This window comes from Pseudomonas sp. Pmew2 (genome assembly GCF_058129885.1).
This window is the reverse complement of sequence record NZ_CM176702.1, coordinates 919379-932325: the sequence shown is the minus strand read 5'-3', so window position 1 is coordinate 932325 and position 12947 is coordinate 919379. Positions and strand designations below refer to the sequence as shown.

Sequence of the window (12947 nt, the reverse complement as noted above, 5' to 3'; positions counted from 1 at the left end):
TCCCTCACAACAAGAACCAGGAGACATATCATGCGTTACGCTCATCCCGGTACCGAAGGCGCTATCGTCAATTTCAAGGAACGCTACGGTAACTATATCGATCGGCGGCGAGTTCGTCGCACCGGTGAAAGGCCAGTATTTCACCAACACCTCGCCGGTCACCGGCAAGGCCATTGCAGAGTTTCCGCGCTCCACCGCCGAAGACATCGACAAGGCCCTCGACGCTGCGCACGCTGCCGCTGCGGCCTGGGGCTCGACCTCGGTGCAGGCACGCTCGCTGGTCCTGCTGAAGATTGCCGATCGCATCGAAGCCAATCTGGAAGTCCTGGCCATCACCGAAACCTGGGATAACGGCAAGGCAATCCGCGAAACCCTCAACGCCGATATTCCGCTGGCCGCCGACCATTTCCGCTACTTCGCCGGCGTGCTGCGTGCGCAGGAAGGCAGCGCCGCCGAAATCGACGGCAATACCGTGGCCTATCACATTCATGAGCCGCTGGGCGTGGTCGGGCAGATCATCCCGTGGAACTTCCCGCTCCTGATGGCCGCCTGGAAACTCGCCCCTGCGCTGGCTGCCGGTAATTGCATCGTGCTCAAACCTGCCGAGCAGACGCCGCTGGGCATCAGCGTGCTGATCGAACTGATCGGCGACCTGCTGCCTCCCGGCGTGCTGAACATCGTGCAGGGTTATGGCCGCGAAGCGGGTGAAGCGCTGGCCAGCAGCAAACGCATCGCCAAAATCGCCTTTACCGGCTCGACACCGGTCGGCTCGCACATCATGAAACTGGCGGCGGACAACATCATCCCGTCCACCGTGGAACTGGGCGGCAAGTCGCCGAACATCTTCTTCGAAGACATCATGAGCGCCGAGCCGGAGTTCATCGACAAGGCCGCCGAAGGCCTGGTGCTGGCGTTCTTCAATCAGGGCGAAGTCTGCACCTGCCCGTCCCGCGCGCTGGTGCAGGAGTCGATCTATCCGCAGTTCATGGAAGCGGTGATGCGCAAGGTCGAGAAGATCAAGCGCGGCGACCCGCTGGACACCGACACCATGGTCGGCGCTCAGGCATCCGAGCAACAATTCGACAAGATTCTTTCGTATCTGGACATCGCCAAGGGCGAAGGCGCCGAGCTGCTGACCGGCGGCAAGGTCGAGAAGCTTGAGGGCAGCCTGTCCACTGGCTACTACATCCAGCCGACGCTGCTCAAAGGCAACAACAAGATGCGTGTGTTCCAGGAAGAAATCTTCGGCCCGGTGGTCAGCGTCACCACCTTCAAGGACGAAGCAGAAGCTGTGGCCATCGCCAACGACACCGAGTTCGGTCTGGGCGCAGGCTTGTGGACCCGCGACATCAACCGCGCCTACCGCGTGGGCCGGGCGATCAAGGCCGGGCGAGTCTGGACCAACTGCTACCACCTGTACCCGGCCCACGCCGCATTCGGTGGCTACAAGAAGTCCGGCGTCGGCCGCGAAACCCACAAAATCGCGCTTGAGCACTATCAACAGACCAAAAACCTGCTGGTGAGCTACGACACCAACCCGTTGGGTTTTTTCTAGGGTCTGTTCCCGTTTCACATTGGCAGCCACAGAAAAGCGCAGGCCATTGCTATGACGCTTTCATAGTTTCTCTTGAGTTTGTCGAACCGAGAAGCCGCCGCCCGGAAATGCTTCAACCGGGCAAAGGCGTTTTCTACGAGATGTCGATTGCGATATAACCCTTTGTCCAGATCTGCGTTCCCTTTCAGAGAATTGCGCTTTCGTGGAATCACCACTTTGCTGCCTTGCTGCTCGACCTGAGCGCGTATCGCTTCAGTGTCGTAGCCCTTGTCCGCAATGATCACTTCTGCATTGGGCATCTTGGCAATCAACGAGGCCGCCTGCGAACAATCATTGGTCTGGCCTCCGGTCACGTCAAATGCAATGGGCAGCCCACAAGCGTCTACAGCCAGGTGAATCTTGCTGGTGTTACCGGCTCGGCTTTTTCCGATGGCCTGGTCCTGCGTGCTGGCAGCACCTGCACTGTGCTGATGAGCCTTTACATAGCTGCCATCAATGAAAACCCACTCCATGTCAGGATCGGTCATCAGCACCTCAAGCACCTTGACCCACTTGCCTGAAGCAGACCAGGCATTGAACCGCTTGTAGACCTTGCTCCAGTTTCCAAACGCTTTCGGCAGGTCTCGCCAAGGGCAACCCACACGCATGCGGTACAGCATGCCTTCAACCGTGGTGCGCAAATCTCGCTTGTTGTAGATCGATTCGTGCAGCAAAATTTCTCGAAGCTTCGGCCAGTGCTCATCACTGAGCATTAATCGGGGCATTGCAGGCTCGTATTGGTGTTGTGTGAGAACTCCAACAATACGGGCCTGTTCTCATAGAGATCAATGGGTTACGTCGAAACGGGAACAGACCCTAGGCCAGTTGATTGTCCGACGATCGTTACCACGCTCCAGCTGAACTGCCCCCAAGAAGTTGGACACCAATCCGACCTCACGGGGGTGTTCAAATGGGTAAGTATTCAGAGCAGTTCAAGCTCACTGTCGTCAAAGCGTATCTTGAAGACAACATGGGCTTTCGTATGGTAGCCCGCCAGTTCTCGATCGATTTCAGCCTGCTTCGACGCTGGGTCGCTAACTACAAGAGTCATGGTCACACCGGCCATCGCAAGCCTGGTCTTCGATACAGCGAAGCTTTCAAGCGCTCAGTGCTTGAGCACAGGCGTGAACACAAGCTATCGCTCCGTCAGGCCGCTGCGCATTTTGGTATCGGGGATCCCGGCCAAATAGTCATTTGGGAAAAGCGGCATTACAGTAGCGGTACAGCCCCGTATGTTCCTGCCAGAAGAAAGCCTGTCGCCATGCCAAAGAAGCCTTATCCCGCCAAACCAGTAACCGCCGACGATACGCAGAAGACGCGCGACCAGTTGATGAGCGAGCTTGAATATCTGCGCATGGAGAACGCTTACCTAAAAAAGTTGGAAGAGCTGAAGGAGCAGAAACGACGGCAACCGAAAAAGCCCTGAGCATCAAGCAACTGAGGGGCCGGTTCCCGCTTTGCGCTCTGCTGAGGCTGGCGGGCTTGGCACGCAGCACGTTTTACTATCAGGTTCAGGTGCAATCCAGACCCGATCCCTATGCTGCTTTGAAACAGTTAGTCGAAAGCATTTACCACGAGGAGAAAGGCCTTTATGGCGCTCGGCGTATCACGGCGGTCATTCGCACTGCAGGTATTTTGGTCAACAAGAAGGTTGTAGAACGACTGATGGCAGAACTGGGCCTGCGATCAGTGGTGCGCCCCAAAAAATACCGCTCCTATAAGGGCGTAATCGGAACCATTGCGCCGAATTTGCTGGAGCGCAATTTCAGCGCGCAACGCCCGAACCAGAAGTGGGTGACCGATGTGACTGAGTTCAAGGTAGGCAATCGAAAGCTGTATCTCTCACCCGTGATGGACTTGTACAACGGTGAAATCGTGGCGTATGAAGTGTCGACAAGGCCGAGCTTTGAGCTGGTCACCAGCATGCTGGACAAGGCGCTTCAGCAGTTGCAGGACGAGCCGAAGCTTGTGATGCACTCGGACCAGGGCTGGCAGTATCAACACGCGCAGTATCGCCATAAGCTATCGGTACGAGGCGTCAAACAAAGCATGTCCCGTAAGGGCAACTGCCTGGACAATGCGGCAATGGAAAGCTTTTTCGGTACACTGAAATCCGAGTTTTTCTACCTGAAACAGTTTGAAAGCATCGATGAGTTGAAAGCAGGTCTGGATGAGTACATCCACTACTACAACCATGACCGCATCAAGCTGAAGCTCAACGGCCAAAGCCCCGTAAAATACAGGGCTCAGGCGGCAAGCTAAAACCGTCCAACTTTTGGGGGGCAGTTCATCCAATCCTGAATGCGCGCTGGCAGCACGAGCTTGTGACGCAGGGCGTCACGAACTGCATGCCGACGCGGAGCATCGGCACGATAGTCGCCTCAGGATGTTCATCGTTACCACGCTCCAGCGTGGTAACGCCGTTCTGGACGCTCCGCGTCCGATCCTGAATGCGCGGGGTCAGTACGAGCTTGTAACGCAAAGCGTCACGAACTGCATGCCGACGCGGAGCATCGGCACGATAGTCGTCTAAAAATGTTCATCGTTCCCATGCTCCGCGTGGGAATGCCTTTCTGGACGCTCTGCGTCCGATCTCAAATGCGCGGTGTCAGCACGAGCTTGTGACGCAGAGCGTCACGAACTGCATGCCGACGCGGAGCATCGGCACGATAGTCGTCTAAAAATGTTCATCGTTCCCATGCTCCGCGTGGGAATGCCTTTCTGGACGCTCTGCGTCCAATCCTGAATGCGCGCTGGCAGCACGAGCTTGTGACGCAGGGCGTCACGAACTGCATGCCGACGCGGAGCATCGGCACGATAGTCGTCTCAAAATGTTCATCGTTCCCATGCTCCGCGTGGGAATGCCTTTCTGGACGCTCTGCGTCCAATCCTGAATGCGCGCTGGCAGCACGAGCTTGTGACGCAAAGCGTCACGAACTGCATGCCGACGCGGAGCATCGGCACGATAGTCGTCTCAAAATGCTCATCGTTCCCATGCTCCGCGTGGGAATGCCTTTCTGGACGCTCTGCGTCCAATCCTGAATGCGCGCTGGCAGCACGAGCTTGTGACGCAGAGCGTCACGAACTGCATGCCGACGCGGAGCATCGGCACGATAGTCGTCTCAAAATGTTCATCGTTCCCATGCTCCGCATGGGAATGCCTTTCTGGACGCTCTGCGTCCGATCTCAAATACGCGGTGTCAGCACGAGCTTGTGACGCAGAGCGTCACGAACTGCATGCCGACGCGGAGCATCGGCACGATAGTCGCCTCAGGATGTTCATCGTTCCCATGCTCCGCGTGGGAATGCCTTTCTGGACGCTCTGCGTCCGATCTCAAATGCGCGGTGTCAGCACAATAGTCATCTCAAAAAGCATCGCGCACCAACCCTGTGCATGGCGCCTTGGCATACTGCCTTGGCGTGATGCATCTTTGCTCTGAATCCTCTGTTCATGGTTGCAAACTCGCACTCCCGGCCGGGATGGAGTATTAATTGCTTGCATCGCTTCCCTCAGTCGTTTGAACCGGGACGTCACCGGTTCACCCGAAAGACTACGTCCGACGCAAGCAGCGCGGCGTCATGGAGAATCTGTATGGCGAGCTTTTCCCATTCTGTCGGTGCGCAGACGTACCGCTTCGACAGCCTCAAAGAAGTCATGGCCAAGGCCAGCCCCGCGCGCTCCGGTGATTATCTGGCCGAGGTTGCGGCGCAAAGCGACGGCGAGCGCGTTGCAGCGCAAATGACGCTGGCGAATATTCCGCTCAAGCACTTTCTTGAAGAAGCCCTGATCCCGTACGAACAGGACGAAGTCACCCGGCTGATCATCGACACCCACGACAAACTGGCGTTTGCCCCGGTCAGCCATCTGACGGTCGGCGGCTTTCGTGACTGGCTGCTCAGCGAGCAGGCCGATGAAACCAGCCTGCGCGCCTTGGCTCCCGGCCTGACACCGGAAATGGCCGCTGCCGTGTCGAAAATCATGCGCGTGCAGGACCTGGTTCTGGTGGCACAGAAGATCCGGGTGGTGACGCGCTTTCGTAACACCATGGGCCTGCGCGGGCGGCTGTCGACACGCCTGCAACCCAATCATCCCACCGACGACCCGTCCGGCATTGCCGCCAGCGTGCTCGACGGCCTGCTGTACGGCAATGGCGATGCCATGATCGGTATCAACCCGGCAACCGACAGCACCTCGTCCATCGTCGCCTTGCTGGAAATGCTCGACGCCATCGTCCAGCGCTATGAAATCCCGACCCAATCCTGCGTGCTGACCCATGTCACTACGTCCATCGAAGTGATAAACCGTGGCGTACCGGTGGACCTGGTGTTCCAGTCGATCACCGGCACCGAGGCCGCCAACGCAAGCTTCGGCATCAGTCTCAAGCTGTTACAGGAAGGCTACGAAGCGGGCCTGAGCCTGAACCGCGGCACCCTCGGAAAAAACCTGATGTATTTCGAGACCGGGCAAGGCAGCACGCTGTCGGCCAACGCACATCACGGCGTCGACCAGCAGACCTGCGAAACCCGAGCCTATGCCGTCGCCCGGCATTTCAATCCGTTTCTGGTCAACACCGTGGTCGGTTTCATCGGCCCCGAGTACCTCTACAACGGCAAGCAGATCATCCGTGCCGGTCTGGAGGATCACTTCTGCGGCAAGCTGCTGGGTGTGCCGATGGGCTGTGACATCTGCTACACCAACCACGCAGAAGCCGATCAGGACGACATGGATACCCTGCTGACGCTGCTGGGAGTTGCCGGGATCAACTTCATCATGGGCATCCCCGGCTCGGACGACATCATGCTCAATTATCAAACCACCTCGTTCCACGATGCGCTGTATGCCCGGCAAAGCCTGGGCCTGCGTCCCGCACCGGAATACGAGGCCTGGCTGGAGAAAATGGGCATCTTTACCCAGACCGACGGCCGCGTCCGCTTCGGTGACAGCCTGCCGCCTGCGTTCCGCCAGGCACTGGCGCACCTCGCATGAGTGATCAGCCAATGAACGAAATACAAGACAACGCCGCACCAGCCAATCCCTGGCTGGAGCTACGCCGCCTGACCTCCGCACGCATCGCGCTGGGGCGAACCGGCACCAGCCTGCCCACCTCCGCGCAGCTCGACTTTCAAGCGGCGCATGCCCAGGCGCGCGATGCCGTGCATCTGGCCTTCGATCATGCCGCGATCAGCGCGCAACTGACCGAGAAAGGTCGTGAAACCATTTTGCTGCACAGCGCTGCTGCCGACCGCGACAGCTACCTGCAACGCCCGGACCTGGGCCGACGCCTGAATGAAGAGTCTGCGCAGGCACTGCGCGAGTACGCGGCGGCTCATCCGGGCGGCCTCGATCTGGCGGTAGTGGTCGCCGACGGTCTGTCAGCCCTGGCCGTGCATCGACATGCCGTGCCTTTTCTCATTCGCCTTGAAGAGCAGGCAAACGCCGAAGGCTGGTCCCTGTCGCCAGTGATAATGGTCGAGCAGGGCCGCGTCGCCGTGGCTGACGAGGTGGGTGAACTGCTCGGCGCGAAAATGGTGGTTATCCTTATCGGCGAGCGCCCGGGCCTAAGCTCACCGGACAGTCTGGGGCTGTATTTCACCTACGCGCCGAAGGTCGGGCTGAATGATGCGCACCGCAACTGTATTTCCAACGTGCGCCTGGAGGGCTTGAGCTATGGCATGGCAGCCCATCGGCTGCTGTACCTGATGCGCGAGGCCTGCAGGCGGCAGATCTCGGGGGTCAATCTTAAAGACGAAGCGCAACTGCAGACCCTTGAGTCAGACGGATCTGCCGAGCATTCAGGCAAGCCGATCGGCAATTTCCTGCTCGACGGCCCGGCCGCACCACATTAGATTGTGCTTTCTAAAGTCGCCGGGCAGGATCGCGTAATCATCCCGGCGCACTGCATCAGCCCATAGGGAAGTTGAGGCCAACCATGCGGATCATCAAAGCGACTCTCGAACACCTGGACCTGCTCTGCCCATTGTTCATCAAATACCGCGAGTTCTACGGTGAGTCACCGTTCCCGGACTCCTCACGGGACTTTCTCGAAAAACGTCTGCGTCGTGACGAGTCAGTGATCTATCTGGCGCTGGCCAAGGATGACGAGAGCAGACTGCTGGGCTTCTGCCAGCTGTATCCCAGCTACTCATCGCTGTCGCTCAAGCGGGTATGGATTCTCAACGACATCTATGTTGCCGAGGACGCGCGCCGCCAACTGGTCGCCGATCACTTGATGAAACAGGCGAAGAAGATGGCCAAGGAAACACATGCGGTGCGACTGCGCGTGTCGACCAGCAGCAATAACGAGGTGGCGCAAAAAGTCTATGAGTCCATCGGTTTCAAGGAAGACACGCAGTTCAAAAACTACGTGCTGCCCATCAACCAGGACTGATCACCCCCTCGCCAGCACGCGGCAGCAAAGCCGCGTCAGCGCAACATACCGCTCCAGTCGTCACACATCAAAAACCCAGCGTTTATTCCCAAACCCCTTCTGCGCATTCTGCTCCTATAATGCCGCGCATACTGAACAGTCGTTTCTTCCGCATGCGACCCCGTACAGGGTTCTCGCCTCAGGTGCCTTAATGGATTTCAACCCGCTTGACCTTATTCTGCATCTCGACGTCTACCTTGACCTGTTGGTGACCAACTACGGTACGTGGGTCTACGCGATTCTGTTTCTGGTGATTTTCTGCGAAACCGGGCTGGTGATCATGCCCTTCCTGCCAGGCGACTCGCTGCTGTTCATCGCCGGAGCCGTGGCTGCCGGCGGCGGCATGGACCCGGTCCTGCTGGCCGGGCTGCTGATGCTGGCGGCGATTCTGGGCGACAGTACCAACTACGTCATTGGCCGCACTGCGGGCGAAAAACTGTTCAGCAACCCCAAATCGCGCATCTTCCGCCGCGACTACCTGCTGCGCACCCAGGACTTCTATGAGCGCCACGGCGGCAAAACCGTAACACTCGCGCGTTTCCTGCCGATCATCCGCACGTTCGCTCCATTCGTGGCCGGTGTGGGCAAAATGTCCTATCCGCGCTTCGTGGGTTTCAGCGTATTGGGCTCAGTGCTGTGGGTCGGCAGCCTGGTGACACTGGGCTTCTTCTTCGGCAACGTGCCGTTCATCAAGCACAACCTGACCTTGCTGGTGCTGGCAATCATCCTGCTGTCGCTGGTGCCGATGATCATTGGTGTGGTTCGCAGCCGTAGCGCGCCTCCGGCAGACGCACGCTGAATCATGTGGTCGTTCAGCAACTGGCGCAGGCAGCGCACGCTCGCCAGACACCCGGTTGCTGACGAGCTGTGGCAGAAGGTGCGTGGACGTCTGCCGATCCTCGATGGGCTGAGCAGCGGGCAGCATGCGCAATTGCGTGACGCCTGCGTACTGTTTCTAAATGACAAACACCTCAGTGCACTGCCGGGCGTTGATCTGGATGACGAGCAGCGATTGTTTCTCGCCGCCCAGGCGCAACTGCCTCTGCTGAATCTGGGCGAACTGAACTGGTATCAGGGCTTTCACGAGATCGTGCTGTACCCCGACGACTTCGTCAGCCCGCAGCGCCATCGCGATGCCAGTGGCGTGGAGCACGAGTGGGATGGCGAACACAGCGGCGAAGCCTGGCTGCAGGGCCCGGTGATTCTGGCCTGGCCGGGCGTGTTGAGCAGCGGCGACTGGGATGGCTACAACCTGGTGATCCATGAACTGGCGCACAAGCTCGACATGCTCAACGGCGACGCCAATGGGCTGCCGCCGCTGCACAGCGATATGCAGGTGACCGAATGGGCTCGCGTCATGCAAAGCGCGTTCGATGATCTCAACCGGCAACTGGACCACAACCCCGACGCCGAGCCCGCCATCGATCCCTATGCCGCAGAAGACCCTGCCGAGTTTTTCGCCGTGACCAGCGAATACTTCTTCAGCGCACCCGACCTGCTGCACGACAGTTACCCGGCAGTCTACGAACAACTGAAGGCGTTTTACCGGCAAGACACTCTCGCCAGACTGAACCTGCTGCGTCAGCAGGACCCGGCTTACCGGGACAACTGACAGCCGCCAAGGCCATGCGTGGCAACCAAAACAGAATATGCCTATAATCCGGACCACTTTTTGGCGGTTCGCGCCAAAATCTGTCTGGTCAACTATGGGGGCAATGCCCAATGAGCTACAGCAAGATTCCGGCAGGCAAAGACCTTCCGAACGACATCTACGTCGCGATCGAAATCCCGGCCAACCATGCGCCGATCAAGTACGAAATCGACAAAGAAACCGATTGCCTGTTCGTTGACCGTTTCATGGCCACCCCGATGTTCTACCCGGCCAACTACGGTTTCATCCCTAACACGCTGGCTGACGACGGCGACCCGCTGGACGTGCTGGTGGTGACGCCTTACCCGGTGTCCCCAGGTTCGGTCATCCGTGCCCGCCCGGTCGGCATTCTGCACATGACTGACGACGGCGGTGGCGATGCCAAGGTTATCGCAGTGCCACACGACAAGCTGTCCCAGCTGTATGTCGACGTCAAAGAGTACACCGACCTGCCAGCCCTGCTGCTTGAACAGATCAAGCACTTCTTCGAGAACTACAAGGATCTCGAAAAAGGCAAATGGGTAAAAATCGAAGGTTGGGGCAATGCTGACGCTGCCCGCGCCGAGATCACCAAATCGGTTGCAGCGTTCAAAGGCTGATCACTGATCTGGCGTTTCAGGGCACGCCACACACGTGCCCTGAAACACGCTTGACCCCTTCCCTGCCGCTGCTCCCCGCTAATACCGTTCCTTGAAACACACCTATCCATTTTTTTGCAGCGCACACGTTTAAAAATGCGTTCGACTTTTAGGCGCTCGATAAACAGTTCGTTAACTCCCGTATAGCAAGGGTAAACGCCCGATAAGTCGTTTAGCCAAAAAAGCGCTATTACGGAATCTGCCTACACGATGTTCATTCCATCCGTAGTCCGAATAGCCGCCACCCCCTTGGGATAACGTCGATCTCAACACCTCGTTCATTTAAACGCCCAAGCGACGTCCGTAGACTTCGCCCTATGAATACATCAGGCGATCGACTCCGCATCCTCCTTCGGGAGTGCCATCTCACAGCGACTGACTTTGCGGCCAACCGCAAAATCACGCCGCAACACGTCAATAACTGGTTCAAGCGTGGCGTGCCCATGGCGCGGATCGATGAGGTGGCTGAACTGTTAACCGTAAACGCACGCTGGCTGCGCACGGGCGACGGGCCCAAACATCCCAATGAATCGGCCAATGAAAACACTGGTGAAGACACACGCATGGTCATCCAGCAGACCAGAAACGTCCTGCGCGGCGATGTGGAAATTCAGATCTACACGGAGGTTGAATCCACTCATGGCGTCGGCAAAACCGTCCTTTCCGAAGCCCCTGGGCAAAAAATCCGCCTGCCCGTGCAAGTTCTGCAAACCATGGGCATCGACCCAAAAAACTGCATGTGTGTCGCCATGGTCGGCAACAGCATGGCCGACAAGATCCAGGACGGCTCGATTCTCGGCGTCGACCGCGAACTGACCCAGGTCATCGACGGCGAAATCTACGCCCTCGAGCACGGCGGCATCCTGCGCGTGCGCTACCTCTACCGCATGCCCAATGGCGGTCTGCGCCTGCGCAGCCATAACGACGCCGAATACCCGGACGAACTGTTCAGTGCCGAAGACATCGACCGGGAGAAAATACGGATTCTGGGCTGGATATTCTGGTGGTCGACACTCAACAGTCGGCGCAATGCGATGCTGCTGTTGTGAGGCGTTTGGGGTTGAAAGGCATTCGGGCTGGGCATTGGCGGAGAATTTCAGTATTCTGTGCGCCATCCAGAGCACCTGACGCAGTCATGCGATGCGGTGTTTGAATGGGGCATGTGATCCGTTTGCCCTGTTGCCTATTCGCGCTTCTTCAAGAGGCGCATCTGTTGAAGGCGATTGCGGTCTATCAAAAATAGATCGGAACCGCCTACGAGAAGCCGGCCACAAGCCGGCTTTTTAATGCCTCCCGCGTTCTTCTCGCGGCTGGGCAGTGGATATCATCTACTTGAGAAGCTTCCCGCCAAATCAGCCGTTGACAGTACTTTGCTGGTTGTCCCGGTCGAAACCCACTTTAGGATAATCCCAAGTCAGGTTTATTCAGGTAACCGGACTATTAGAGGGTTTGCCACGTGAAAACCATCCATAACGCCCGCTACCAAGCGTTGCTTGATCTTTTGCTGGAAGCGCGCAGCGCAGCCGGTATGACGCAAAAAGAATTGGCCGTCAGGCTAGGGTCTGTTCCCGTTTCGACGTAACCCATTGATCTCTATGAGAACAGGCCCGTATTGTTGGAGTTCTCACACAACACCAATACGAGCCTGCAATGCCCCGATTAATGCTCAGTGATGAGCACTGGCCGAAGCTTCGAGAAATTTTGCTGCACGAATCGATCTACAACAAGCGAGATTTGCGCACCACGGTTGAAGGCATGCTGTACCGCATGCGTGTGGGTTGCCCTTGCGAGACCTGCCGAAAGCGTTTGGAAACTGGAGCAAGGTCTACAAGCGGTTCAATGCCTGGTCTGCTTCAGGCAAGTGGGTCAAGGTGCTTGAGGTGCTGATGACCGATCCTGACATGGAGTGGGTTTTCATTGATGGCAGCTATGTAAAGGCTCATCAGCACAGTGCAGGTGCTGCCAGCACGCAGGACCAGGCCATCGGAAAAAGCCGAGCCGGTAACACCAGCAAGATTCACCTGGCTGTAGACGCTTGTGGGCTGCCCATTGCATTTGACGTGACCGGAGGCCAGACCAATGATTGTTCGCAGGCGGCCTCGTTGATTGCCAAGATGCCCAATGCAGAAGTGATCATTGCGGACAAGGGCTACGACACTGAAGCGATACGCGCTCAGGTCGAGCAGCAAGGCAGCAAAGTGGTGATTCCACGAAAGCGCAATTCTCTGAAAGGGAACGCAGATCTGGACAAAGGGTTATATCGCAATCGACATCTCGTAGAAAACGCCTTTGCCCGGTTGAAGCATTTCCGGGCGGCGGCTTCTCGGTTCGACAAACTCAAGAGAAACTATGAAAGCGTCATAGCAATGGCCTGCGCTTTTCTGTGGCTGCCAATGTGAAACGGGAACAGACCCTAGGGCGGCCGCAGTCATTTGTCTCAAAGACGGAGAACGCCGAGCGCAGGCTCGATGTCATTGAGTTCATGGATGTCTGTCGGGGGATCGGGACTGACCCGTATGCGCTGCTCAGCAAGCTGGACTCTATGGCTCGCCTGTAATCGACAATCGCGAAGCTTTGCTGGATGAGCGCTTGCGTGAAAAACGACTCATAGCGATTCAATGCAGTGCGTTTTGGTC

Annotated in this window: 11 protein-coding genes and 2 pseudogenes; 12 read left to right on the top strand and 1 reads right to left on the bottom strand. The window is 57.6% G+C overall.

Annotation, left to right across the window (positions count from 1 at the left end; translation table 11 throughout):
• Window positions 1-30 precede the first annotated feature (30 nt).
• A pseudogene (gene exaC / locus AC4ANK_RS04160) lies at window positions 31-1555 on the top strand (acetaldehyde dehydrogenase ExaC).
• A gap of 14 nt (window positions 1556-1569) precedes the next feature.
• On the opposite strand, the gene AC4ANK_RS04155 reads toward exaC, so the two are convergent.
• Window positions 1570-2319, bottom strand: a complete 750-nt coding sequence (locus tag AC4ANK_RS04155; RefSeq protein WP_460382697.1) for an IS5 family transposase — start codon at window positions 2317-2319, stop codon at window positions 1570-1572.
• Window positions 2320-2504: 185 nt separating this feature from the next.
• Here AC4ANK_RS04155 and AC4ANK_RS04150 point away from each other — a divergent pair.
• The 11 genes and pseudogenes from AC4ANK_RS04150 (at window position 2505) to AC4ANK_RS04100 (ending at window position 12868) form a co-directional block, all read left to right on the top strand.
• A protein-coding gene (locus AC4ANK_RS04150; RefSeq protein ID WP_095077641.1) for an IS3 family transposase occupies window positions 2505-3856 on the top strand; the annotation gives its coding sequence in 2 pieces (ribosomal slippage) (window positions 2505-2964 and window positions 2964-3856; 1353 coding nt in all).
• A gap of 1330 nt (window positions 3857-5186) precedes the next feature.
• On the top strand, window positions 5187-6581 hold the full coding sequence (locus AC4ANK_RS04145; protein ID WP_460384259.1) for an ethanolamine ammonia-lyase subunit EutB: 1395 nt from the start codon (window positions 5187-5189) through the stop codon (window positions 6579-6581).
• Complete coding sequence (gene eutC, locus AC4ANK_RS04140; RefSeq protein WP_010212896.1) at window positions 6578-7441, top strand: ethanolamine ammonia-lyase subunit EutC; 864 nt, start codon at window positions 6578-6580, stop codon at window positions 7439-7441. The genes AC4ANK_RS04145 and eutC overlap by 4 nt, the downstream gene beginning before the upstream one ends.
• Before the next feature lie 83 nt (window positions 7442-7524).
• Window positions 7525-7983 carry a GNAT family N-acetyltransferase gene (locus tag AC4ANK_RS04135; RefSeq protein ID WP_002551873.1) on the top strand — a complete coding sequence of 153 codons (459 nt, stop codon included), beginning with the start codon at window positions 7525-7527 and terminating at the stop codon, window positions 7981-7983.
• Between the two features lie 190 nt (window positions 7984-8173).
• Entirely contained in the window at window positions 8174-8821 is a 648-nt protein-coding gene (locus tag AC4ANK_RS04130) for a DedA family protein (RefSeq protein ID WP_002551872.1), read from the top strand.
• Between the two features lie 3 nt (window positions 8822-8824).
• Window positions 8825-9634 (top strand): M90 family metallopeptidase, encoded by an 810-nt coding sequence (locus tag AC4ANK_RS04125; RefSeq protein WP_002551871.1) that lies wholly within the window; start codon window positions 8825-8827, stop codon window positions 9632-9634.
• A 110-nt stretch (window positions 9635-9744) separates the two neighbouring features.
• Window positions 9745-10272: an inorganic diphosphatase gene (gene ppa / locus AC4ANK_RS04120; RefSeq protein WP_002551870.1), complete on the top strand. Its 528-nt coding sequence runs from the start codon at window positions 9745-9747 to the stop codon at window positions 10270-10272.
• Between the two features lie 356 nt (window positions 10273-10628).
• Window positions 10629-11360: a LexA family transcriptional regulator gene (locus AC4ANK_RS04115; RefSeq protein WP_002551869.1), complete on the top strand. Its 732-nt coding sequence runs from the start codon at window positions 10629-10631 to the stop codon at window positions 11358-11360.
• A gap of 407 nt (window positions 11361-11767) precedes the next feature.
• Window positions 11768-11872: pseudogene (locus AC4ANK_RS04110) on the top strand (helix-turn-helix domain-containing protein); the annotation flags it as partial.
• 89 nt (window positions 11873-11961) lie between these two features.
• Window positions 11962-12710 (top strand): IS5 family transposase gene (locus tag AC4ANK_RS04105; RefSeq protein WP_460384254.1). Its coding sequence is split into 2 segments (ribosomal slippage): window positions 11962-12097 and window positions 12097-12710, totalling 750 coding nucleotides; the frame shifts between segments, so codons are not numbered across the junction.
• On the top strand, window positions 12683-12868 hold the full coding sequence (locus tag AC4ANK_RS04100; protein ID WP_460385130.1) for a hypothetical protein: 186 nt from the start codon (window positions 12683-12685) through the stop codon (window positions 12866-12868). Before AC4ANK_RS04105 ends, AC4ANK_RS04100 begins: the two co-directional genes overlap by 28 nt.
• Window positions 12869-12947: the final 79 nt, after the last annotated feature.